The sequence below is a fragment of the Marinobacterium nitratireducens genome (genome assembly GCF_014645375.1).
GTDB classification, from domain to species: Bacteria; Pseudomonadota; Gammaproteobacteria; order Pseudomonadales; family Balneatricaceae; genus Marinobacterium_A; species Marinobacterium_A nitratireducens.
Genome location: NZ_BMLT01000008.1, coordinates 1 through 23,541, shown reverse-complemented (window position 1 = coordinate 23,541; position 23,541 = coordinate 1). Strand labels below are relative to the sequence as shown.

Annotated in this window: 23 protein-coding genes and 1 pseudogene; 7 read left to right on the top strand and 17 right to left on the bottom strand. The window is 62.8% G+C overall.

The annotated features are described in order from the left end of the window. Nucleotides 1–10: 10 nt before the first annotated feature. The 4 genes from IEX85_RS15595 to IEX85_RS15580 form a co-directional block, all read right to left on the bottom strand. Nucleotides 11–1,264 carry a sarcosine oxidase subunit beta family protein gene (locus IEX85_RS15595; protein WP_188861546.1) on the bottom strand — a complete coding sequence of 418 codons (1,254 nt, stop codon included), beginning with the start codon at nt 1,262–1,264 and terminating at the stop codon, nt 11–13. Nucleotides 1,265–1,347: 83 nt separating this feature from the next. Continuing rightward, nucleotides 1,348–2,607, bottom strand: coding sequence for a serine hydroxymethyltransferase (gene glyA, locus IEX85_RS15590; protein WP_188861545.1), 1,260 nt, complete (start codon nt 2,605–2,607; stop codon nt 1,348–1,350). Between the two features lie 620 nt (nt 2,608–3,227). Further along, the gene (locus tag IEX85_RS15585; RefSeq protein WP_188861544.1) at nt 3,228–3,989 is read right to left on the bottom strand and encodes a glutamine amidotransferase-related protein; all 762 of its coding nucleotides are present in this window, start codon (nt 3,987–3,989) and stop codon (nt 3,228–3,230) included. A gap of 90 nt (nt 3,990–4,079) precedes the next feature. Next, complete coding sequence (locus tag IEX85_RS15580) at nt 4,080–4,475, bottom strand: MAPEG family protein (protein ID WP_188861543.1); 396 nt, start codon at nt 4,473–4,475, stop codon at nt 4,080–4,082. Nucleotides 4,476–4,803: 328 nt separating this feature from the next. Here IEX85_RS15580 and IEX85_RS15575 point away from each other — a divergent pair, with 328 nt between their 5' ends. Further along, nucleotides 4,804–5,454 (top strand): c-type cytochrome, encoded by a 651-nt coding sequence (locus IEX85_RS15575; RefSeq protein ID WP_229721960.1) that lies wholly within the window; start codon nt 4,804–4,806, stop codon nt 5,452–5,454. A gap of 79 nt (nt 5,455–5,533) precedes the next feature. After that, entirely contained in the window at nt 5,534–6,436 is a 903-nt protein-coding gene (locus IEX85_RS15570; RefSeq protein ID WP_229721959.1) for a c-type cytochrome, read from the top strand. 155 nt (nt 6,437–6,591) lie between these two features. Here IEX85_RS15570 and IEX85_RS24250 read toward each other — a convergent pair whose 3' ends face one another. The 4 genes and pseudogenes from IEX85_RS24250 to IEX85_RS15555 all read right to left on the bottom strand — a co-directional run bounded on the left by IEX85_RS24250 (nt 6,592) and on the right by IEX85_RS15555 (nt 8,583). Then, the gene (locus IEX85_RS24250) at nt 6,592–6,834 is read right to left on the bottom strand and encodes a recombinase RecA family protein (protein ID WP_373290927.1); all 243 of its coding nucleotides are present in this window, start codon (nt 6,832–6,834) and stop codon (nt 6,592–6,594) included. 66 nt (nt 6,835–6,900) lie between these two features. Continuing rightward, a pseudogene (locus tag IEX85_RS24245) lies at nt 6,901–7,402 on the bottom strand (recombinase RecA family protein); the annotation flags it as partial. 162 nt (nt 7,403–7,564) lie between these two features. Further along, entirely contained in the window at nt 7,565–8,047 is a 483-nt protein-coding gene (locus IEX85_RS15560; RefSeq protein ID WP_188861540.1) for a CinA family protein, read from the bottom strand. A gap of 38 nt (nt 8,048–8,085) precedes the next feature. Beyond that, nucleotides 8,086–8,583, bottom strand: a complete 498-nt coding sequence (locus tag IEX85_RS15555) for a MarR family winged helix-turn-helix transcriptional regulator (protein WP_188861539.1) — start codon at nt 8,581–8,583, stop codon at nt 8,086–8,088. Between the two features lie 91 nt (nt 8,584–8,674). Here IEX85_RS15555 and IEX85_RS15550 point away from each other — a divergent pair, with 91 nt between their 5' ends. The 5 genes from IEX85_RS15550 (at nt 8,675) to fdxA (ending at nt 13,808) form a co-directional block, all read left to right on the top strand. After that, complete coding sequence (locus tag IEX85_RS15550; protein WP_188861538.1) at nt 8,675–9,625, top strand: DMT family transporter; 951 nt, start codon at nt 8,675–8,677, stop codon at nt 9,623–9,625. A 39-nt stretch (nt 9,626–9,664) separates the two neighbouring features. After that, nucleotides 9,665–10,297 carry an NAD(P)H-dependent oxidoreductase gene (locus IEX85_RS15545; RefSeq protein ID WP_188861537.1) on the top strand — a complete coding sequence of 211 codons (633 nt, stop codon included), beginning with the start codon at nt 9,665–9,667 and terminating at the stop codon, nt 10,295–10,297. 21 nt (nt 10,298–10,318) lie between these two features. Next, nucleotides 10,319–10,534 carry a hypothetical protein gene (locus IEX85_RS15540; protein ID WP_188861536.1) on the top strand — a complete coding sequence of 72 codons (216 nt, stop codon included), beginning with the start codon at nt 10,319–10,321 and terminating at the stop codon, nt 10,532–10,534. Between the two features lie 8 nt (nt 10,535–10,542). After that, nucleotides 10,543–13,119 carry a DNA mismatch repair protein MutS gene (gene mutS, locus IEX85_RS15535; RefSeq protein ID WP_188861535.1) on the top strand — a complete coding sequence of 859 codons (2,577 nt, stop codon included), beginning with the start codon at nt 10,543–10,545 and terminating at the stop codon, nt 13,117–13,119. A 365-nt stretch (nt 13,120–13,484) separates the two neighbouring features. Further along, nucleotides 13,485–13,808 carry a ferredoxin FdxA gene (fdxA, locus tag IEX85_RS15530; protein ID WP_188861534.1) on the top strand — a complete coding sequence of 108 codons (324 nt, stop codon included), beginning with the start codon at nt 13,485–13,487 and terminating at the stop codon, nt 13,806–13,808. Nucleotides 13,809–14,221: 413 nt separating this feature from the next. Here the strand turns inward: fdxA and rpoS are convergent, their stop codons facing one another. From rpoS to pyrG, 9 genes are all read right to left on the bottom strand, one after another. Next, nucleotides 14,222–15,265, bottom strand: a complete 1,044-nt coding sequence (gene rpoS, locus IEX85_RS15525) for an RNA polymerase sigma factor RpoS (protein WP_188861533.1) — start codon at nt 15,263–15,265, stop codon at nt 14,222–14,224. Nucleotides 15,266–15,310: 45 nt separating this feature from the next. Further along, the gene (locus tag IEX85_RS15520) at nt 15,311–16,096 is read right to left on the bottom strand and encodes a peptidoglycan DD-metalloendopeptidase family protein (protein WP_188861532.1); all 786 of its coding nucleotides are present in this window, start codon (nt 16,094–16,096) and stop codon (nt 15,311–15,313) included. A 13-nt stretch (nt 16,097–16,109) separates the two neighbouring features. Continuing rightward, nucleotides 16,110–17,051 carry a DUF368 domain-containing protein gene (locus tag IEX85_RS15515; protein ID WP_229721958.1) on the bottom strand — a complete coding sequence of 314 codons (942 nt, stop codon included), beginning with the start codon at nt 17,049–17,051 and terminating at the stop codon, nt 16,110–16,112. An 83-nt stretch (nt 17,052–17,134) separates the two neighbouring features. Then, entirely contained in the window at nt 17,135–17,773 is a 639-nt protein-coding gene (locus IEX85_RS15510; RefSeq protein WP_229721974.1) for a protein-L-isoaspartate(D-aspartate) O-methyltransferase, read from the bottom strand. Between the two features lie 26 nt (nt 17,774–17,799). After that, nucleotides 17,800–18,552, bottom strand: a complete 753-nt coding sequence (surE, locus tag IEX85_RS15505; protein WP_188861530.1) for a 5'/3'-nucleotidase SurE — start codon at nt 18,550–18,552, stop codon at nt 17,800–17,802. Beyond that, complete coding sequence (gene truD, locus IEX85_RS15500; protein WP_188861529.1) at nt 18,545–19,615, bottom strand: tRNA pseudouridine(13) synthase TruD; 1,071 nt, start codon at nt 19,613–19,615, stop codon at nt 18,545–18,547. The genes surE and truD overlap by 8 nt, the downstream gene beginning before the upstream one ends. After that, entirely contained in the window at nt 19,612–19,893 is a 282-nt protein-coding gene (gene ftsB / locus IEX85_RS15495) for a cell division protein FtsB (protein ID WP_188861528.1), read from the bottom strand. Before ftsB ends, truD begins: the two co-directional genes overlap by 4 nt. 289 nt (nt 19,894–20,182) lie before the next feature. Continuing rightward, entirely contained in the window at nt 20,183–21,475 is a 1,293-nt protein-coding gene (gene eno, locus IEX85_RS15490) for a phosphopyruvate hydratase (RefSeq protein ID WP_188861527.1), read from the bottom strand. Between the two features lie 81 nt (nt 21,476–21,556). Next, a complete protein-coding gene (gene pyrG / locus IEX85_RS15485) occupies nt 21,557–23,179 on the bottom strand; it encodes a CTP synthase (protein ID WP_188861526.1) in 1,623 nt (540 codons plus the stop codon). Between the last annotated feature and the right edge of the window lie 362 nt (nt 23,180–23,541).

Genomic DNA, 23,541 nt, shown 5'->3' with positions numbered 1-23,541 from the left:
ATAACTCCCCTTAGTGCGCCACACCCGCTGCGCCGTGCTCGTCGATAAGCGAGCCGTCGTAGAAGCGGAACATGGAAAACGGTTTGGCCAGCGGATGGGCTTCGCCCTTCGCCAGCGTCGCGGCGAAGACGTTGCCGGACCCCGGAGTGGCCTTGAAGCCGCCGGTACCCCAGCCGCAGTTGAAGAACAGGTTCTCGACCGGCGTCGCGGAGATGATCGGGCAGGCATCCGGACAGGTATCGACGATACCGCCCCACTGCCGGTTCATGCGCACGCGGCTGAAGATCGGGAACAGCTCGATGATCGCAGCGACGGTGTGCTCGATGGTCGGGTAGCTGCCGCGCTGACCGTAGCCGTTGTAACCGTCGATACCGGCGCCGATGACCAGGTCGCCCTTGTCGGACTGGCTGACGTAGCCGTGCACGTGGTTGGACATGACAACGGTGTCCAGGATCGGCTTGATCGGCTCGGATACCAGCGCCTGCAACGGGTGCGACTCCAGCGGCAGCTCGAAGCCGGCCATGTTGGCCAGCACGCCGGAGTTGCCGGCAACGACGCAGCCCACACGGTCGGCCTTGATGTCGCCGTGACGGTTGGTCTTGACGCCGACGATGGCGCCGTCCTCGATGATCATGTCGACCACTTCGGTCTGCTGGATCAGGTCCACGCCGTAGGAATCGGCGGCGCGGGCAAAGCCCCAGGCCACGGCGTCGTGACGGGCGACGCCGGCACGCGGCTGCCAGGACGCGCCCAGCACCGGGTAGCGGGTGTTGGCGGAGCAGTCCATCATCGGCACGATTTCCTGCACGCCCTTGGTGTCCAGCACTTCGCCGTCGATACCGTTGAGACGGTTGGCGTTGACGCGGCGCTGGATGTCACGCATGTCCTGCAGAGTGTGGCCGAGGTTCAGTACGCCGCGCTGGGAGAACATGACGTTGTAGTTCAGGTCCTGGGACAGGCCTTCCCACAGCTTCATCGCGTGCTCGTACAGGTGAGCCGCTTCGTCCCACAGGTAGTTGGAACGCACGATGGTGGTGTTACGGGCGGTGTTGCCGCCGCCGAGGTAACCCTTCTCGATCACCGCGACGTTGGTGATGCCGTGTTCCTTGGCCAGGTAGTACGCAGTCGCCAGGCCGTGACCGCCGCCGCCGACGATGATGACGTCGTACTTCTTCTTCGGCGTGGGATTGCGCCAGACGCGCTGCCAGTTCTCGTGGTAACTCAGGGCGTGTTTCAACAGCCCGAAACCGGAATAATGCTGCATGGTGCCAGCTCCCCCAGATAGCCCGGCATCCCCGGGCGGTAATTCGTCGAGTCCCCGGGCGTGCGCCCGGGGGTTAGCGATGCTTAGCCGTAAACAGGATAGTCGGCGCAGAGGGCGTGAACCTTGCCCTTCACCTCGGCGATGACGGGCTCGGCATCACCGGCCTGCATGGCGTCGAGGATATCGGCGATCCAGCCGGCCAGCGCTTCGCACTGAGATTCCTTGAAACCGCGGGTGGTGATGACCGGCGAACCGATACGCAGACCGGAAGTCACGAACGGCGACTGCGGATCGTTCGGCACCGCGTTCTTGTTCACGGTGATGGAGGCACGACCCAGGGCAGCATCCGCGTCCTTGCCGGTCAGACCCTGCTTGATCAGGCTCAGCAGGAACAGGTGGTTCTGGGTGCCGCCGGACACGACGTCGTAACCGCGTTCGATGAACACCTTGGCCATGGCCTGGGCGTTTTTCAGCACCTGCGCCTGGTAATCCTTGAATTCCGGAGACAGCGCTTCCTTGAAGGCAACGGCCTTGGCAGCGATGACGTGCATCAGCGGGCCGCCCTGACCGCCCGGGAACACGGCGGAGTTCAGTTTCTTTTCCAGATCCGGGTTGGAGCGCGCCAGGATCAGGCCACCGCGCGGACCGCGCAGGGTCTTGTGGGTGGTGGTGGTAACGACGTCGGCGTAAGGCATCGGGTTCGGGTACAGGCCAGCGGCGATAAGACCGGCAACGTGCGCCATGTCGACGAACAGGTAGGCACCCACTTCATCGGCGATCTCACGGAAACGGGCCCAGTCGACGATCTGGGAGTAGGCGGAGAAGCCGGCAACGATCATCTTCGGCTTGTGCTCGCGGGCCAGCGCTTCGACCTGGTCGTAGTCGATCTCGCCCTTGTCGTTCAGGCCGTACTGAACGGCGTTGTAGATCTTGCCGGAGAAGTTGACGTGCGCACCGTGGGTCAGGTGACCGCCGTGCGCCAGGCTCATGCCCAGTACGGTGTCACCCGGCTGGCACAGCGCCATGTAAACGGCAGCGCTGGCCTGGGAACCGGAGTGCGGCTGGACGTTGGCGCAATCGGCGCCGAATAGTTCCTTGGCGCGATCGATGGCCAGCTGCTCGACAACGTCGACGTGCTCGCAACCACCGTAGTAACGCTTCTCGGGATAGCCCTCGGCGTATTTGTTGGTCAGCACCGACCCCTGAGCTTCCATCACGCGCGGGCTGGTGTAGTTCTCGGACGCAATCAGCTCGATATGCTCTTCCTGACGCTGCGCCTCAGCCTGCATCGCCGCCCACAGGGCCTCGTCGAAACTCTGAATGTTGTCGTTCTTGCTAAACATCTATGATCTCCTCGCCAAGACTTTCAGCCGGAAAGTTTTTGTTGGGTTTCGCTTTGATTTTCTGGGGGGATGCGCAGGCGCACCCCGGCATCGGCCCGAAATAAGGCCGCTGACAACCGGACGGTCATCTTCAGGACAGGCGGCTCCCCCACAGAACGGCTCTGATTCCCATGGAGCCGATAGTAGCCCCCTACCCCGGTCACGAAATGTTCGCTGGCGTCCTGATGATATTCATTTACGACACGCGTCGGCGTCGCTGTCGCTCAGACGCATGTTCGCGTCCCCTGCGGGCAGCAGCGGGCGCCAGAGACAGCGCAATGGCGGGCGCCCCCGCCGGCAGGAACTGTCGCAAACCGACAGCGGGTGTCGTATCGGCCCGAAAGAGACCGCAGCGCAAAGCGCCCTGGCCCCAACGACCGCGAAGGATGACAGGAAGATCGGTATGACAGGAGCCAATACGGACCACCGGCGCCGACGGAGACTATCAGCGGGAAATTCGTAGGAGCGGCGCCTCGCCGCGAACCTCTCGACCAGCTCATCCCTGCGGCTGCGGGGAATGCCCGTCCTTTCAAGTCGCTTTGGCGATGCCTTACCCCTACCCGAAAAGGAGAGCCCTGCGTTTAGCGTTCTGTTTTCGGACCGGCGGCTTCCGCCCCATCTAATGGGCCCTCAAGCCCGGTGAGAAACCTGACCATCCACCGCGCGACAAGCGCCGAGTCCAGGCTTGCATCCGGTGCCAGGGTGGCCAGTGCGCCTTCTGCCACCGCTTGCGGTATCACGGCCCCGCTGCGCAGCTTCAGCAGCGCGGCCTCGAACTCGAGGCTGAACTCCGGGTGGGCCTGGAGCGTGAAGATGCGGTCGTCGTATACGAGACCGGCAAAGCGACAGAAGTCGGAGGTGGCAAAAATCTTTGCCCCGGCGGGCTGCTCCAGCACCTGATCCTGGTGCATGGCGTTTATCGTGAAGCCCCGGGTATCGGGCTCGACGAAGGCATGCCTGCCCTCGATACGGTAGTACTGACGCCCAACGCCCCAGCCGCCGTCGAACTTTTCGACGCGGGCGCCAAACGCCGACGCGACGATCTGATGACCGAAGCAGATTCCGACCAGCGGACGGCCGCTTTGGTAAATGGCGAGCACCAGCTGCTTGAGGCGTACCATCCAGGGCAGGTTGTCGTAAACGCCACAGGCGGATCCGGTGATGATCCAGCCGTCGCAGTCGGTCGCGGCATCCGGGAAGTCGTCGTTGCGCACTTCGTAAGTACGAAAGCCGAAGGACGGCTCGGACGCACCCAGCAGCGCGATGAACATCTCGGCGTAGGAACCGTGCCGGGACCGCAGTTCTTCGGGACTGATCCCGGCGGCGAGTATTCCGATCTTCATGCCTTGTCCTCGATAAGCTAAAGGGCCGCGACTGCTCAGGCATCCCCCGGCAGCTGATGCCCGGCACCGGCCATCCAGGGTATCTCTGCGTCAGGACAGGGTTGCGGCGAGGTAGACGATATAGAAACAGCAGAGCGTGGCGACGCCGAATATCAGCGACCGCAGCATGGCGAGGTCGGCGATATAGAAAATGGCGTGCAGGATTCGACACAGCAGGAACACCAGGGCCACCAGGCTCAAGGACTCAAGAGGAACGCCGCTGGCGTAAGCAATGAAACAGCTGCTGCCGAACACCATCAACGCTTCCCAGGCATTGGCCTGGGCTGCCTGCACGCGGGCACCGGTACCCTCGAGCTGGGCCTGCTGCAAACGGGGATGATGGTTGTCGAAGGCGCCGAACTGCCGGGCACGGAAGAAATTGCCGACACCGGCCAGCAGCACCGGAAGAATGGAGACGAAAAAGAGCACATACAGAACGACGGGCATGGCGGATCCTCAGCAGGCTCGGAACGGTTTCTGTTGGTACAACGGGGGCGCAGGAAGAGGCTGCGTTTCGAGTCTCGCAACTCCGGGCTGTAGGTACCCTGGCGGGGTGATGGATAGCACTGGCACCTCCTTGGCCTGCGGTATGAACGAAACGAATGTGCAGTCTAGCACCGAAAGCCCGGCCGCCTCCCTGTCGCACGGTCGTATTCTAAGATAACGGCAGATCTATCCAATGTCCTATTGCGCAACGAAATCCATTTTTGTTATAAGCTTATCTAATTTAGAAATATCTAAATAAATACAAACCACAATCCACCGGGGTCCAATGATGAATGCAAAGCTCGGTTGCTTACTGGCCGGCGCGCTCGTTTTCTGCGGCATGGCGCACGCTGCTGGCGACGCACAGCGTGGCCAGACCATCGTAATGCAGGGCGATGGCAGCGGCGCCCCCTGCCTGGCCTGCCACGGTCTGGACGGCGCCGGCAACGATGCCGCCGGCTTCCCGCGCCTGGCCGGGCTCGATGCCGGATACCTTGAAAAGCAGATGCAGGACTACCGCACCGGCACGCGCCAGAGCGCCATCATGGCGCCGAATGTCGATAACCTCGATGACCAGCAGATCGCGGATGTGGCGGCCTGGTATGCCAGCCAGACAGCCGCCGTTCCCCCGCTGCCGGATGCCGACTCGGAGCTGATGGCCCACGGAGAGAGACTGGCGACTCGCGGCGACTGGGACAGCTACGTCGTGCCCTGCGAAACCTGCCACGGGCCCGGCAGCGAAGGTGTCGGCTCGGCCTTTCCGCGCCTTGCCGGCCAGCACGCCGGCTATATCAAACAGCAACTCCAGGCCTGGAAGAGCGGCGCGCGAAGCAATGACCCGGACCAGTTGATGCTGGCCATCGCCGCCCGCCTTTCGGACGAACAGATCGAAGCCGTAGCCACCTACCTCGCCCGCCAACCGATGCAGGGAGATCTCTGACATGCCTCGCCGACTGACTCCCGTCCTGGTGACAACTCTGCTTGGGTCCGGTATTGCTCAGGCACAAACGGACGTCCCTGTGCAGCTGCCTGCGTTCAAGGAAGGCCAGTATGTGCACGAGGCGCCGACCGTCGACGACCTGATGCAGGATGAAAGTATCAACCCGGAGCTTCGCAAGGTTATTCTGCGCGGCCGCGATATGTTCATTAACACCCAGCAGTTCCGCGACGAGTATGTGTTCAACGACCTGAACTGCAAAAACTGCCATATGGGCGAAGGCCGCCTGAACTGGTCCGGACCTGTGTGGCCTGCGGCAACGACCCTGCCGGACTTTCGCGGCAAGAATCAGCACGTCAACTCGCTGGAAGAGCGCATAGCCGGTTGCTTCTCGTTCTCGATGAACGGCAAGCCGCCGGAATACGGCAGCGACGACATGCTCGCGCTGGCGGCTTATCACCAGTGGCTTGCGAAAAAGGCGCCGGTCTACGAGACCAACATCGGTGGTCGCGGCTTCAGCCACCTCGGCCGCGAAATGCCCGCCGAGACCAGCTATGAAGGCGGCGAGCAGGTCTACCGGGAGCATTGCGCCCGTTGCCACGGCACGGATGGCCAGGGCGTTCGACTGAGCGAGCAGACCGTCTTTCCGCCGCTATGGGGGGACGGCTCCTACAACTGGGGCGCCGGCATGACCCGCGTCTTCACGGCCGCATCCTTCATCAAGAACAACATGCCGCTCGGCAAGCCCGGCTCTCTGAGCGACCAGCAGGCCTGGGATGTCGCGCTCTTTATCAACAGCCACGAGCGGCCGCAGGACCCGCGCTACACCGGTGATGCGAGGGAAACACGCGAGAAGTTCAACAACTTCCACAAGTTCACGATGTACGGCACCGAGTTCAACGGTCAGGTACTGGGGCAGCATGACAATACCGGCACCAAGCCGTTCCTGAAACCCGATGCACTACGTCCGCGCAGCTTCGAATAAGATGATGGCTAGACAAACGAAAGCCCCGTAACACGGGGCTTTCAAGGGGCCAGAGCCCCTTTGGAGGGAAGGGTAAAAAGAAAGCATTAAGCGTTCAGTTTCAAGCGGCAAGCCAGAGCAACCTCCCGCTTGCGACCTGAGGGATCAGCTGTGGTTTAGAACTGCAGCTCTTCGTTCTCGCTGCTGGCCTTGTCCTCGGCGGCAGCCTTGGGAGCGGGTTTCTGCAGCAGCTTGTCGCGAATCGCGTTTTCTATCTCGCTGGCGATCTCCGGGTGCTCTTCCAGATAGCGGGCGGCGTTGGCCTTGCCCTGGCCGATCTTGTCGCCGTTGTAGGCATACCAGGCACCGGCCTTGTCCACCAGCCCCTGCTGCACGCCGAGGTCGATGACCTCGCCCATGCGGTAGATGCCCTGACCGTAGAGGATCTGGAACTCCGCCTGCCGGAACGGCGGCGATACCTTGTTCTTGACGACCTTGACGCGGGTTTCGTTGCCGATGACCTCGTCGCCCTGCTTCACCGCACCGATGCGGCGAATGTCCAGGCGAACCTCAGGCAGTTGGTCTGCTTGACGTTACCGGTCAGCTTGCGCAGCGCCTGCGACATCAGGCGCGCCTGCAGGCCCACGTGGGAGTCGCCCATTTCGCCTTCGATCTCGGCCTTCGGCGTCAGCGCCGCGACGGAGTCGACCACGATGACGTCGACGGCGCCGGAACGCACCAGCATGTCGGCGATTTCCAGCGCCTGCTCACCGGTATCCGGCTGCGACACCAGCAGGGCGTCGACGTCGACACCGAGCTTCTCGGCGTAGATAGGATCCAGCGCATGCTCGGCGTCGACGAAGGCGCAGGTCTTGCCCTGACGCTGGGCTTGTACGGCAGACCGCCGATGCCAAGCGCGATGTCCAGACCCAGGGAACCGGTGGAAACGGAGGGAATCGCCTCGCGCGGCTGATCGCCCATGCGCATCACGGCGCCTTTGCCGAACTGGCGTTCAATCTGACCGAGCGCTGCGTCCAGCGCCTTTTTTCTGTTAGCGTCCATTTTCAACCCTTCCGCCGGATCAAATACTGTATGTTTGGACAGTATTATTCCAGATCGCTTCCGGAATGCAACCTCTTTGAATGATTTTTATACGGCCTCATCGAGACAGGCGAGCACGCCGCGCAGTGCAACCTCCACCGCCTGGCGTCTGACCGCTTCCCGATCCCCGTCCAGCAGATGGCGCTCGGCCCGGGTCGCCATACCCTCGCAGGCCCAGCCGAACCAGACCGTGCCGACCGGCTTGTCCGCGCTGCCGCCGCCCGGGCCCGCCACACCGCTGATCGACACCGCTACCCGGGCATCGCTGTTGCGCACCGCGCCCTCGGCCATCGCGATGACCACCGCTTCGCTGACCGCGCCCTCGCACTCGATCAGCGCTGCCGGCACGCCCAACATGCGTGTCTTGGCGGCATTGGAATAGGTCACGAAGCCGCAGTCGAACCAGTTGGAACTGCCCGCCAGCGCGGTAAGCTCCCGCGCCACCCAACCACCGGTACAGGACTCCGCCGTCGCCAGCATCCAGCCCCGCGCCTGCATTGTCTCCGCTATCTGTTCTACCAGCTGCTGCATCGTTACCTCCAGCGATTGTTGAACCTTGGAATGCCGCCTCACGACAGGCTTTCGTCGAGGCCCTCGAGCAGCTTGCCGAGCAGCGCGCTCAGGTTTTCCTGCTCCTTCCTGCTCAGCGGCGACAGTACCCGCGCCTCGTTCTCGACATGCAAGGGTACCACCCGGTCGGTCAGCGCCCGCCCCTCGTCGGTCAGACTTACCAGAGTGCCGCGTCTGTCCTCGGGATTCGGTGCACGCGAGATCAGACCCGCCTTCTCCAACCGGTCCAGACGATTGGTCATGCCTCCAGAGGAAATCAGCAAGGCCTCGAACAGCTGAGTCGGTGCCAGCGCGTAGGGCGCACCGGCCCGGCGCAGCGTCGCCAGTACGTCGAACTCCCCCTGATGCAGTCCCTGCTGCTGAAAGAACGGATCCAGGTGGCCGCGGGAAATCAGGCGCGTGGCCTTGCCCAGGCGACCGATCACCTCCATCGGCAGCAAATCCAGATCCGGCATCTCTCGACGCCACTGGTCGATAGCCAGTTCTACTTTAGTCATTGTCACCAAACTGTCTTGATAGTAAGATAATTTTATCTCGACACTAAGATACTTTAGACCGAGACACCAATACCGGAGCAGGAGAACGATAATGGCCAACGCCTCAGCCCCGCGCAAGCGGCAGCAGTCAATCTCGCCAGACCGGACCGCACTGCAGGCCTTCGTCTGCCTGCTGATCGTCGGCAGCCTGCTGGCCCTTTCGCTGATCATTGCAAAATTCGCCGACGAGGCCGGAGCCCCCCGGCTCGGCTTTCTGACGCTCTCGATCGCCGGTGCCGGGTTTCTGTTACTGATCCTCAACCGGCTCCAGGGTCACGACGTCAGGTTGACCCGTCGCCGTCTCGAGTATGCCCTGCTGTCGGGAGTGCTCTTCGCTCTCCCGAATGCCCTCGGCTTCCTGGCCATCCGTCATGTCGGCACGGGCTTCGTCGCCATCGCCTTCGCCTTTCCGGTGCTCGTCACCTGGGTGCTGGCGTTGCTGCTGAGGATGGAAACACTGAGGCTGTCGCGACTTACCGGCGTCCTGCTGGGCCTGTCGGGCGGTCTGGTGCTGGCCGTCGCCAAGGCCGCCGGCATGAGTGAAGACGGCTACTGGGTCGCCCTGATTGCGCTTATTCCGCTGGTCGTCGCGGCCGGGAACATCTACCGCACCCTGCGCTGGCCCGCAGGGACCTCAGCGGTGCTGCTGGCCGCACTGATGATGCTCGGCGGGGCCCTTGCCCTTTCCCCGTTCGCGCTGACCCTCGAGGCTATGCCTGATACCGCCGACGGCCGGATGCTCGGGTGGCTGCTGGCCGAAACCGCCGTCTTTGCGGTGCTGTACATCTTTTACTTCGTGCTGCAGAAGCTCGCGGGACCGGTCTACCTGAGTCAGATCGGTACCGTCGCGGCGGTGGTCGGCACCCTCGTTGCCGTACTGCTGCTGGGTGAAGCGCCTCCTCCCCACCTCGGGCTGGTCGTCACCCTGGTCGCTCTGGGCACTTTTTTCTTCCAACGCGGTGCCGCCACCGCCCACGGCGACAGCAGAACAGCCTCCGACTGAGGCCGGACTGCCGCCACTTCAATAAAGGAGACATCAGTCATGAACATCGTCGAAGCACTCAACTGGCGTTACGCCGCCAAGCGCATGAACGGACGCAAGGTACCGCACGAGAAGGTCGAGCGTATTCTCGAAGCCGCACGCCTGGCGCCATCCTCCTACGGTCTGCAGACCTATTCGATCCTGGTGATAGAGGATCCCGCGCTGCGCGAAAAGATACGTGTGCTGGCCTATGACCAGCCCCAGATCACCGAATCCTCGCATCTGCTGGTCTTCGCCGCCTGGGAAAACATCAACGAAACCCATGTCGACGACTTTATCAGGATGACCGCCGCTGCACGCGGGCTGAAGCTGACCGAGCTGGAAGGCTACCGGCAGGCGATCAACGGCACCGTGAACGGCTTTGCCAGCAGCGACGAGCAACTCCACTGGGCCGCCAGGCAGGCCTACATTTCACTGGGAACGGCCCTCACCGCCGCCGCAACCGAACAGGTCGACGCCTCGCCGATGGAGGGCTTCGACGCCGCAGGCCTCGACGACCTGCTGAGCCTTCGCGAACAGGGGCTGCGCTCGGTGGTCCTGCTCGCGCTGGGATACCGCGACACCGGATCCGACCGCCAGGCCGGCATGACAAAGGTGCGCTGGCCAAGGGAAAGGATGTTCATACATCTCTGAACCCGGGCGGCTCCGGCTGCCATGCTGCCCGACGGCTTTCTCGCCGCTATCCGCGAGGCGCTGGAAGCCCGTCTGTTCCGGGTAGCCGGGAAAGCGGACGCGTGGCGTGGCATCGCATCGGCATCGGCATCGGCCGAACCACCACTCTTCGATTCGAATCCCGAATCACGTAAAATGCCGACCTCGTTTCATTTCCCAAACCCGGTCGCCGCGTCGCGGCGTCCGTCCAAGACCTAAAGATCCCGATGAGCAGCCTGCCCAGCAATTTCGAGCAACACACCCCCATGATGCAGCAGTACCTGCGTCTCAAATCGCAGCATCCGGATCAGTTGCTGTTCTATCGCATGGGCGATTTCTACGAGCTGTTCTACGATGACGCCAAAAAGGCCGCGGAGCTGCTCGATATCTCGCTGACAGCCCGCGGCAAGTCCGGTGGCAACCCGATTCCGATGGCGGGGATCCCTTACCATTCCGCCGACGGCTATATCGCCAAGATCGTGCGCGCCGGTGAGTCGGTGGCGATCTGCGAGCAGATCGGCGATCCGGCGACCAGCAAGGGCCCGGTGGAGCGCAAGGTGATGCGGATCGTCACGCCGGGCACCCTGACCGACGAATCCCTGCTCGACGAGCATCGCGACAACCTTCTGGTGGCGCTGGATCAGCACGGAGACGCCATCGGCATCGCGATTCTCGACCTCAGCGCCGGCCGCTTCAGCCTGATGCAGGTCGAAGGCGGCGAAGGCTTGCGGGCCGAACTCGAGCGCCTGAAGCCCGCCGAGATTCTGTACAACGAGGACAGCCCGATGGCGCCTCTGCTCGACGGTCGCAAGGGCCAGCGCCCGCAGGCGCCCTGGCATTTCGAGTTCGATACCGCCGAGCGGCTGCTGTGTCAGCAGTTCAACACCCACGATCTGTCCGGTTTCGGCTGCGACCACCTGCCGGTGGCGCTGGCGGCGGCCGGCTGCCTGTTGCAGTACGCCCGCGACACCCAGCGCAGCGCGCTGCCGCATATCCGCCGCATCCAGGTCGAGCAGCAGAACGACAGCGTGTTGCTCGACGCCTCAACCCGGCGCAATCTGGAAATCGATCTGAACCTGGCGGGCGGTCGGGAGAATACCCTGGCCGCGGTCCTCGACAGGGCCCGCACCGCGATGGGCAGTCGGCTGCTGCGGCGCTGGCTCAACCGCCCGCTGCGTTGCCGCAATACGCTGCTGGCGCGACAGCAGTCGATTCACTGGTTGCAGCTGGACTACCGCTTCGAGGATATCGCGCCCCTGCTCAAGCAGATCGGCGATGTCGAGCGCATCCTCTCACGCGTGGCGCTGCGCTCGGCGCGGCCCCGGGATCTGGAGCGGCTGAAAAACGCCCTCAGGGTGCTGCCGGAGTTGCAGCGACTGACCGCCGAAAGCGACTGCCCCCATGTCGCGGAACTCGCGACCCAGATCGCCGAATTCCCGCAACTGGCCGACCTGCTCGCCCGCGCGGTGATCGACAACCCGCCGGTGGTGATCCGTGACGGCGGCGTTATCGCCGAGGGCTTCGACGGAGAGCTCGACGAGCTGCGCTCGATCAGCGAGAACGCCGGTGACTACCTGGTGCAGATCGAGACCCGCGAGCGTGAGGAAACCGGCATGAGCACGCTCAAGGTCGGCTACAACCGGGTACACGGATACTACATCGAGGTTTCCAAGGCCCAGGCCAAGGACGTGCCCGCGGACTATATCCGCCGCCAGACACTGAAAAACGCCGAACGCTTCATCACGCCGGAGCTGAAGGAGTTCGAAGACAAGGCCCTGAGCGCCAAAAGCCGCGCGCTGGCAAGGGAAAAGGCGCTGTACGAGGAGCTGGTCGAGACAGTGGCCGCGCAACTGGCGCCACTGCAGGACAGCGCCGCCGCCATCGCCGAGCTCGATGTGCTGAACAACCTCGCCGAACGCGCGCTGAGTCTCAACTTCACCGCACCGGCGCTGACCGAGGAGCCGGGCCTGCAGATCAGCGGTGGCCGCCACCCGGTGGTCGAGGCGGTGATGGAGGAGCCTTTCGTCGCCAATGACCTGCAGCTCGATCCCGAGCGCCGCATGCTGATCATCACCGGCCCGAACATGGGCGGTAAGTCCACCTATATGCGCCAGGCCGCGCTGATCACGCTATTGGCCCATATCGGCAGCTTCGTGCCCGCCAGCGAGGCGACCATCGGCATCGTCGACCGCATCTTCACCCGCATGGGTTCCTCCGACGACCTGGCGGGCGGCCGCTCGACCTTCATGGTCGAGATGACCGAAACGGCCAACATCCTGCACAACGCCAGCCACCGGAGTCTGGTGCTGATGGACGAGGTCGGACGCGGCACCAGCACCTTCGACGGTCTCTCGCTGGCGTGGTCCTGCGCCCGCCACCTGGCCGACGAAGTCGGTGCCCTGACACTGTTCGCGACGCACTACTTCGAGCTTACCAGCCTGCCGGAGCAGTCGCCGGGCGTGTTCAACGTGCACCTGACCGCAGTCGAGCACAACGACCATATCGTCTTCATGCACGAAGTGCGCGAAGGCCCGGCGAGTCAGAGTTACGGCCTGCAGGTCGCGCAGCTGGCCGGCATTCCCAAACCCGTGATCCAGCAGGCGCGGACCAAGCTGATCGGTCTCGAGCAGGAATCGAGCCAGATGCTCAAGGGTCAGTCGGCACCGGTGCAAAGCGACCTGTTCGCCCAGCCGGCGGAACCGGACCCGGCACTGGTCCGTCTCGGCGACGTTGACCCCGACGACCTGACGCCGCGCCAGGCGCTGGAACTGCTGTACGAGCTGAAACAGCTCAGCAAGGTGTAGGGCGCCTTGAGCGATAGCGAAACGTGCCGCTTCAAGGCGCAGTTCGACGGCATTCGCTCCTACATCCACCGTCCATGGCGGTCGCTTCGCTCGGTACGCCCCAGGCAACTCAGCAAAGGCTCGTGCACAGGCAGGAACGGCGCTCCGCCGCGAACAGCCGGAGCAACATCAAAAGCTTCGCCGCGAGGGCGCGCCTCCTACGGATGGTGCCTAATAACCGGTTCCCGTGGGAACGGCGCCCCGCCGCGAATCAATCCAACAGGATGCCAGTCCGATTCCTCGCGTGGAAATGCCTGCAAGTTTGGCTACCCGGCGCCTGCGTCTATACTGCAGCCAAAGTCCGCCAGCCACGGGAGCCGCGCGCCATGACATATGTCGTTACAGAGAACTGCATTCGTTGCAAATACACGGATTGTGTCGAGGTCTGCCCGGTCGACTGCTTCTACGAGGGACCGAACTTTCTGGTGATACACCCGGACGAGTGCATCGACTGCGGACTCTGCGAGCCTGAATGCCCGGCGGATGCGATCCTGCACGAGGACGACCTCAGCGATGCCCAGCAGCCCTATGTAGAGCTCAATGCGGAGCTGGCCGAGGTCTGGCCCAACATCACCGAGCGCAAAGCACCGCTGGACGATGCCGAGGACTGGAACGGCAAGGAGGATAAGCTGAAGTATCTGGAGCGATGACGGTCAAACGTAGCTACGGGGAATATCGAAGGCACGAACCGGAGGGTGGGTGAAGGCGCGAACCCGCCGGCTTTCCGCTTCGAGCCGATGTCGACCGCGCCGTGACCCGCCATATCGATCGCAGGTAGGATGGGACAAGCGATGCATCGGTACAGGCGCACCGCTGCTTCGTCGTTCGGGCATCGCGGCCCCATCATATCGATCGCGTTTCAGGTCGATTGATATCGGCCGGCATTGTGCCGCCCCGAAACCTACACTGTTGGGTTACGCGGCTTCGCCGCTAGACCCAACCTACACCTAACCCGCCATATCGATCGCAGTGCAGATCGATTGGCTTCGGGTGGCAAGGCACCCTCCCGAAACATCCTTTGTTGGGTTTCGTTCCTCCGTCACTCCACCCAACCTACGAAAAGCTATTTAAGCAGATCCTCGCCGGTCAGACCGTTCTTCTCGACGATCTCGCGCAGCTTGCGCAGCGCCTCGACCTGAATCTGACGCACCCGCTCACGGGTCAGGCCGATTTCGCTGCCGACCTCCTCCAGGGTGCTCATTTCGTAACCGCGCAGTCCGAAACGGCGCGACAGCACCTCGGCATGCTTGTCCGGCAGCGCATTCAGCCATTTCTCGAGGTTGCCGCTGATGTTGGTGCTTTGCAGCAGGCTGGCCGGATCCGAGGTTTCCTGGTCGGGAATCGTATCGAGCAGAGATTTGTCGTAGTCCTTGCCGACCGGGATGTCGACCGAGCTGATGCGCTCGTTCAGACCCAGCATCCGCTCCACGGTCTCGACCGGTTTGTCGACCTTGGCGGCGATTTCCTCGGCCGAGGGTTCGTGATCCAGTTTCTGCGCCAGCTCCCGCGCCACGCGCAGGTAGACGTTGAGTTCCTTGACCACGTGAATCGGCAGGCGAATGGTGCGCGTCTGGTTCATGATGGCGCGCTCGATGGTCTGACGGATCCACCAGGTCGCGTAGGTAGAAAAGCGGAATCCACGCTCGGGATCGAACTTTTCGACCGCACGAATCAGACCGAGATTGCCCTCTTCGATCAGGTCGAGCAGCGACAGACCGCGATTGAGATAACGGCGAGCAATCTTGACCACCAGCCGCAGGTTGCTTTCGATCATGCGCTTGCGCGACGCTTCACAACCCTTGAGTGCCAGGCGGGAATAGTAGACCTCTTCTTCGGCCGTCAGCAACGGCGAAAAACCGATCTCGTTCAGATACAGTTGCGTCGCATCCAGCGACTTGGCATTCATCAGATCCTTGTGGGCCAGGCTGCCACGCCCCCGCCCGCTGTTCAGGAACTCCGGTTCCTCGTCATCGTCGTCACTGTCATTGTCGGACGCGCTCCGGGTTTCGGTGCTTTCATCGGCATCGTCTGCGGAGTCATCGTCGTCGAAATCGCGCTCGAAGACGTCTTCTGATACCTCATAATCCTTATTATCAACGTTTTCCATACTCCCAACCCCACTGCCATTCTGGCACTTTCGTTATTTTTGTTGTTAGCGCTTTGGTAAGTATTGCAACGGATCTACCGGCTGCCCGTCTCGCCTGATCTCGAAATGGAGCATCTCCCTGGCTGCACCGCTGCTTCCAATTTCGGCGATTTTTTCGCCGCTTTTAACCATATCATTTTCTTTTACGAATACGCGACTGTTATGCGCGTATGCGCTGAGGAACTCTTGATTATGGTTGATGATCACCAAATTTCCATAACCACGCAAGCCGTCACCGGCGTACACCACCCGCCCGGGCCCTGCCGCCAGCACCGGATCGCCTGCCTTGCCCGCGATATCGATGCCCTTACCCGAAAAACGGGTCAGTACCGTGCCACTGGACGGCCAGCGCCACTCCAGTGCAACGGGCTTCGTTACTGTCTTTGAGGACGTATCCCCGCCTCGGGTTCCGGCGCTGTCGGCAAGCCTGGGCCTGGGCGGCTCCGGTTTGGTGACTTTGACGGGCTGCGCTGCCGGGGCTTTTTTCGCGACAGTAGCCGATGTCGATGATGGTTTGGTGACAGCGGCCGATGCGCTTTGCAGCCGCAAACGCTGCCCGGGATAGATGAGGTAGCGGGAATCGATGCCGTTAAGACGGGCCAGCTCCCGGTAATCGAGATTGTAACGCCAGGCGATCGAGTAGAGGGTGTCGCCGGAGCGCACGCTGTAGTAACCGGAGGCCGGTAACGGCTGGCTGTTGATGGAACGTTCGGACACGGGCGCATAGCCGCCGCTGCAGGCTACCAGCCCTGACAGCGCGACCAGCAACAGCAATCCCCTGATGCTACGCATCAACCGCTCCCGTTCATGCCCGTCCCGTGCGACCGAAATGGTCCAGCGCCAGCACCAGGAATGCCCCCAGCAGCATCAGGCCAAACGCCGCCAGCACATAGGGCTCCTGTCCCGTCAGCCCCTGATAGCTGCCGGGCAGCACATTTTCCTGCGCCAGAGGAATCTCGCCGCCATGCTTGCCGATGGTGTAGGCGGTGGTGTATTTCCACGGCCAGACCTTGTTCAGCGAACCGAGCAGCACGCCGCCCAGCAGCGCCAGGGTGGTGGTGCGATGATGGCTGAAAGCCCAGTCCAGCACCCGGGCGAACCCCAGCAGACCGATGACCGCCCCGGCGGCGAACAGCCCCAGCACACCCAGTTCCAGGTGCTGAATGGCCAGCATCACCGGGGCATACATACCCAGCAGCAGGAGAATGAAACTGCCGGAAATCCCGGGCAGGATCATGGCGCAGATGGCAATCATGCCGGAAAAGAAAAATGCCGGCGGCGAGGCCTCCAGCGGGGACGGCGCCAGTCGGGTGACCGCGAAGGCAAGCACCGCGCCGGTCGCGAATGAAACCAGCACGTGGCTGCGCCAGGTAGGGATCGAACGGCACAGGCTCCAGGTTGAGGCGACGATCAGGCCGAAGAAGAACGCCCACAGCAGCTCGGGGTAGGCGTCGAGCAGAAACAGCACCAGGCGCGAGAGGCTCAAAAGGCTCAGCAGAATGCCGCTCAGCAGCACCAGCAGGAAGGTCCCGTTGACGTGGCGCCAGGCGGCGACCGGCCCCCTGCGCAACAGCAGCCTGAGCGCGTCGAGATCGAACTGGCGCAGCGAATGGATCAGCTCTTCGTAAATGCCGGTGATAAAGGCGATAGTACCGCCGGACACGCCAGGGACCGCGTCGGCGGCCCCCATGAGCATGCCACGGGCGGCCAGCAACAGGTATTGCAACCCATTACGCGACTGCTTCATGGAACTCCCTTGATCATCGCCACCCCATCCCGGAGCGGCGGCACTGTTGAGATCAGAAAAACGGCTTCCGGTTCCCGGCACGCTCAGCGGACGACGCCCCCGACCAGCGGCACGAATTTGACGGTTTGAAGCACCTCGGTTTCGAACTCATCGTCTCCCAGGCGGCGGATACGCTTGAGCTCCTGACCATGGCTGCCGCCAACGGGAATCACCAGCCGTCCACCGATAGCCAGCTGCTGCAGCAGATCGTCCGGCACCGACTCCGGTGCCGCAGCCACCAGGATACCGTCGAACGGCGCCTGCGCCGGCCAGCCCAGGAAACCATCGCTGTGACGCATCTGCACATTGTGAAACTTCAGCAGGCTCATGCGCTTGCGCGCCTTTTCCTGCAGCGGCCGGATACGCTCGAGGCTGTACACATGCCCCGTCAGCGCCGCCAGAATGGCAGTCTGGTATCCTGACCCGGTGCCCACTTCCAGCACCCGCTCGCAGGGCCCGTCCTCGAGCAGCAGCTCGGTCATGCGTGCAACGATAAAGGGCTGGGAAATGGTCTGATTGAAACCGATCGGCAGGGAGGTGTCTTCATACGCCCGGTGTGACAGCGCCTCGTCGATAAAAATGTGCCGCGGCGTGTCGCGAATGGCCTCGAGGACCGCCTCGTTGCCGATGCCCTGCTCCCGCAACCGGGCTGTCAGGCGCTCGCGTGTGCGCCTGGAGGTCATGCCGATACCCTGCAGATTGACGTCGCTCACTGCAGCTCCTCAAGCCAGCCTGCCAGATTGTCCATGCCGGAATACTGGGTCATGTCGATCTGGATCGGGGTGATCGAAACGTACTTCTGCTCGATGGCATGGAAATCGGTACCCGGATCGCGATCCGCCACCTTGCCGGCACCGGCCACCCAGTAACGTGTGCAGCCACGCGGATCGACCGCCGCGACCGGGCCGCTTGCCATCTCGCGATGGCCGAGCCGGGTCACATGAATGCCCTGAATATCGTCCATCGGCACATCCGGCACGTTGACATTGAGCACGGTACGCGGCGCCATGTTGATGCGCTGGATATCGCGCACCAGCATCGCCGCGACCTGCGCCGCAGTGCGATAGTGTTCCGGATGGTAACTGGCCAGCGATACCGCGATCGGCGGCAACGACATCGAGCGCCCCTCCATCGCCGCGGCCACGGTGCCGGAGTAGATGACGTCGTCGCCGAGGTTGGCGCCGGCATTGATACCCGAAACCACCAGATCCGGCACCATGCCGAAAATACCCGAAACCCCCATGTGCACGCAGTCGGTGGGCGTGCCGTTAAGGCTGATAAAGCCGTTGTGGTGGGTATGGGCTTCGAGCGGGCGATCCAGCGTCAGGGAGTTGCTGGCGCCGCTGCGGTTGCGGTCCGGTGCTATGACCTGGATTTCGGCGACCTTCGAGATGGCCTCGGCCAGTGCGGCGAGACCCGGTGCGTAGACGCCGTCGTCGTTGGATATCAGTACTTTAATCATCAGTGCTCAGGCCCCCTGCGGAGCGGGATAAAGATAGATGACACAACTCCCGAAGCACGCTGGTGGCAAAAGCACCGGCTGGAAGCTCGAACTCAATCCAGCATTGTCGATCAGATTCGCGCTCCATCGCAAGTCCCCGAGGCCGCAACCGCAACGCACGCCGTTCGGAGCGCAGTCCCAGCTTCTCGAGGTCGTCCGATACCGACTGCCAGGGCGCCAGTGTGCGGCTCTCCCACTCCAGGGCCTCGCCCGCAAGCAGCCGCCCCGGAGTTCCCGGCAGCGGCCCGGTCAAATCAAGGTCACCGCCGGCCAGACGCGCCTGCAAGGCGTGCAGGTCGTCGTCCGCCGTGAAGCAGCTGTTGCTGCCATCCAGCATCAGCACGTCGCCGGGCAGTATGCGTTCCCACAGCCCCTGATCGATGCGCTCCGATAGCAGACGGTTGAACAGCCAGGAGCGCACCGCAGAGATGTAAAGCCCCTTCTTGTGGCGCTGACGCTCCTTCAGCTCGCCGCGAATCAAGGCAAGCCCCTTGTCGAGGTTGCCGAAATCGAAGCCGAAACGCTGCTCACCGAAATAGTTCGGCACACCGCTGCCAAGACGCAGGAATCGCGCTTCCAGCGCGTCCATGTCGGTGACGTCGCACAGGCGTAAGCGGAAGCGATTGCCGCGCAGCACGCCAAGACGAAGCTTGCGCGGATGGCGCACGGCCTTCAGCACCTGAATGCTGTCACCGCCGAACAGCTGCCAGTTGAGATTGCGGTGCACGCCAAGACGCACGCTGAACCACTGTTCGGTGATCGCGTGGCGGTCCTTCTTGCCGGCGTAACCCACCTCGCGGGGCGATACCTGGCAGAAGCCCGCCAGCTGCCGCGCCACCCAGTCGGTGTTCTCGCCGTCCTTGCGAATGTAGAGGAAGACATGCTCGCCCTCGCCTTCGGGCTCGAAACCGAGCTGCTCGACAACCTGGAAGTCGGCGTTCTCATTGCGGAAGGTGGCGCTGATCTGGGGTTCGCCGTTGAGCCAGGCGAAGCGGCGGGAAAATTCGGGGGATTGGTCTGTCATTGCCGGGGTTCGATTAGCTGGATGAAGGTTTCGTCCTTGCGGATCATCCCCATCTCGCTGCGGGCACGCTCTTCGAGCGCAGCCAGCCCCTGCTTCAGATCCTGCACCTCGGCTTCGAGCCGGCGGTTGCGTTCCAGCAGTTTCTCGTTGGCTTGCCGCTGCTCACTGATCGACGCTTTCAGCGCGATGATCTCTCGCACGTTGGCTTCACCGAACCAAAGACGGTACTGCAGTCCGATCAATGCCAGCATCAGCAAAACAACAATCCAGCGATACAAGAGGGACTCCAGCCAAGATTGATTCGTCAAACCCGGAGGGCTATCCGAATGCGTAGGATGCCTTGAGCGCAGCAACCGCCATGGATGGCGGGAAGTTTGGTATTGCAGGAGCAAATGCCAACGAAAGGTGCCATCTTCATGGTGCAGTTCGCTGCGCTCTGTGCACCCTACGGAGCTGCCAGCAGCAAAAGCCACGAGCCGCAAGTTCGGCAAGTGCCGCTTGCCGTTGTTGGGTTTCGGTCCTGCGGACCTCCACCCAACCTACGTACAGCCTGCAGCTCAGGACTTTTTACTGGCCCTTGATCTCTTTCAGACCGTTGTAAACGGCCTTGGCGCCCAGCTCCTGCTCGATGCGCAGCAGGCGGTTGTACTTGGCGACACGGTCGGAACGGCACAGGGAACCGGTCTTGATCTGGCCCGCCGCGGTGCCGACGGCCAGGTCCGCGATGGTGGTGTCTTCGGTCTCGCCGGAGCGGTGCGAGATCACCGCGGTGTAGCCGGCATCCTTGGCCATCTTGATCGCATCCAGGGTCTCGGACAGCGAGCCGATCTGGTTGAACTTGATCAGGATGGAGTTGCCGATGCCCTTCTCGATACCTTCGCTCAGGATCTTGGTGTTGGTGACGAAGAGGTCATCGCCGACCAGCTGTACCTTGTTGCCGATCTTGCCGGTCAGGTAGGCCCAGCCAGCCCAGTCGGACTCGTCCAGACCGTCTTCGATGGACACGATCGGGTAGGTTTCGGTGAGCTGTGCCAGGAAGTCGCTGAAGCCTTCGGCGTCGAAGACCTTGCCTTCGCCCGCCAGGTCGTACTTGCCGTCCTTGTAGAACTCGGACGCCGCGCAGTCGAGCGCCAGGGTGACGTCTTTACCGAGGGCGTAACCGGCCTTCTCGACCGCTTCACGGATGACGACCAGGGCTTCTTCATTGGAACCCAGGTTCGGTGCGAAGCCGCCTTCGTCGCCAACCGCGGTGTTCAGACCCTTGGCCTGGAGCACGGCTTTCAGCGCGTGGAAGATCTCGGCGCCGCAGCGCAGGGCTTCGGCGAAGGACGGTGAACCGACCGGCTGCACCATGAATTCCTGGATGTCGACGTTGTTGTCGGCGTGCTCGCCGCCGTTGAGGATGTTCATCATCGGCACCGGCATCGAGTACGCACCCGGGGTGCCGTTCAGCTCGGCGATGTGCGCGTACAGCGGGATACCCTTCTCGGTGGCGGCAGCCTTGGCGGCGGCCAGCGATACCGCCAGAATGGCGTTGGCGCCGAAGCTGGACTTGTTCTCGGTGCCGTCGAGTTCGAGCATCTTGTTGTCGAGTGCGCGCTGGTCGGCGGCGTCCATGCCCACCAGGGCATCGCGGATCGGGCCGTTGACGGCGGCGACCGCCTTCAGCACGCCCTTGCCGAGGTAGCGGGACTTGTCGCCATCACGCAGCTCGAGGGCTTCGCGCGAGCCGGTCGATGCGCCGGACGGGGCGCAGGCGCTGCCAACCACGCCGGAAGCCAGGATGACGTCGGCTTCGACGGTCGGGTTGCCACGCGAATCCAGAACCTCGCGCGCCTTGATATCTGCAATCTGTGCCATGCGGATAAAACTCCAAAATTTTTCAGATCAAAAGGGTTCTATCGCCCGAAGAGAACTCCGAGCGTCCAGCTCTCCTCGGGATCAGCCCTGTTTGTCCAGGGCCGCTTTTATAAATCCGGTAAACAGGCCGTGACCGTCACGCGGGGTCGATGTGAATTCCGGGTGGAACTGGCAGGCCACGAACCAGGGATGGTCCGGCGCTTCCACCACTTCGACCAGCTCGCCGTCGGCGGAGCGCCCGGCGATGCGAAGACCGGCCTCTTCCAGGCGGGCCACGTAGTTGTTGTTGACTTCGTAACGGTGACGGTGGCGCTCGACGATACTGGTGGAACCGTAGCAGGCGGCGACGGTCGAGCCTTCGGCCAGCTGGCACTCCTGGGCGCCAAGGCGCATGGTGCCGCCAAGGTCGGTGCTCTCGTCACGGGTTTCGACCTCGCCTTCGGCGGTGGTCCATTCTGTGATCAGCCCCACCACCGGATGGGCGCTGCGGCTGTCGAACTCGGTGGAGTTGGCGCCTTCGAGGCCGGCCACGTTACGGGCGAACTCGATCACCGCCACCTGCATGCCGAGGCAGATGCCGAGGTAGGGGACCTTGTTCTCGCGGGCGTACTGCACCGCCTTGATCTTGCCTTCGACACCACGCTCGCCGAAGCCGCCAGGCACCAGAATGCCGCTGACACCCTCGAGCACGCCGACGCCCTCGGTCTCGACGGTTTCGGAGTCGATGTAGCGGATCCTGACCTTCTTGCGCAGCTTGATGCCGGCATGGGTGATGGATTCGATCAGCGACTTGTAGGCGTCGAGCAGCTCCATGTACTTGCCGACCATGGCGATGGTGACTTCGCCTTCCGGGTGCTGATGCGCATCGGCCACCTGGTCCCACTCGGTCAGGTCCGCCGGCGGGCAGTCGAGGTGGAAGCGCTCGACGACGATATCGTCCAAGTCCTGCTCCTCGAGCATGCGCGGGATGTTGTAGATGGTGTCGGCGTCCGGCAGCGAGATGACCGCGCGTTCCTCGACGTTGGTGAACATCGACAGCTTGCGCCGCGACGACGCCGGCAGCGGCTGCTCGGAACGGCACACCAGTATATCGGGCTGGATACCGATGGAACGCAACTCCTTGACCGAGTGCTGCGACGGCTTGGTCTTGGTCTCGCCGGCGGTGGCGATGTAGGGCACCAGTGTCAGGTGCATGAACATCGCGCGCGAGAAGCCCAGCTCCGCCTTCAGCTGACGCACCGCCTCGAGGAACGGCAGCGACTCGATGTCGCCGACGGTACCGCCGATTTCCACCAGCGCCACATCGGCGTCGCCGGCACCCTCGATCACGCGACGCTTGATCTCGTCGGTGATGTGCGGAATCACCTGCACAGTGCCGCCGAGGTAGTCGCCGCGGCGCTCCTTGCGCAGCACGTGCTGGTAGACACGGCCGGTGGTGAAGTTGTTGCGGCGCGTCATGGTGGTGCGGATGAAGCGCTCGTAATGACCCAGGTCGAGGTCGGTTTCGGCGCCATCTTCGGTCACGAAGACCTCACCATGCTGGAATGGGCTCATGGTGCCCGGGTCCACGTTGATGTACGGGTCCAGCTTGAGCATCGTGACTTTAAGCCCGCGGGCCTCAAGAATTGCAGCCAGGGAAGCGGAGGCGATGCCTTTGCCCAAAGAGGACACAACACCGCCGGTGACGAAGATGTAACGCGTCATGCAGAACCTGTAGGTCGAAGTTGAAATGGAGCGGGAAAAATCGAACTCGAGATGGGGCTACAGGATAGCAAAACAGCCTGTGGCAAACAATCGGCATGTAGGATGGGTCAAGCGATGTCATGGCACGGGTTGCATCGCTGGCCTCGCGGCCCGGGCATCGTGGACCCATCATATCGATCGCAGTGGAGGGTGGGTCTAGCGATGCAATGGCACTTTCCTAGAAATTACTCCAGCCGCCCGGGCATCGCGTAACCGCCATGGATGGCGGGAATCCTGGCAACGCAGGAGCAGTTGCCAGGGAACCCGCAATATCGATCGCAGTACAGATCGATTGGTCTCGGTTGGCAGCGTGCCTTCCAGAA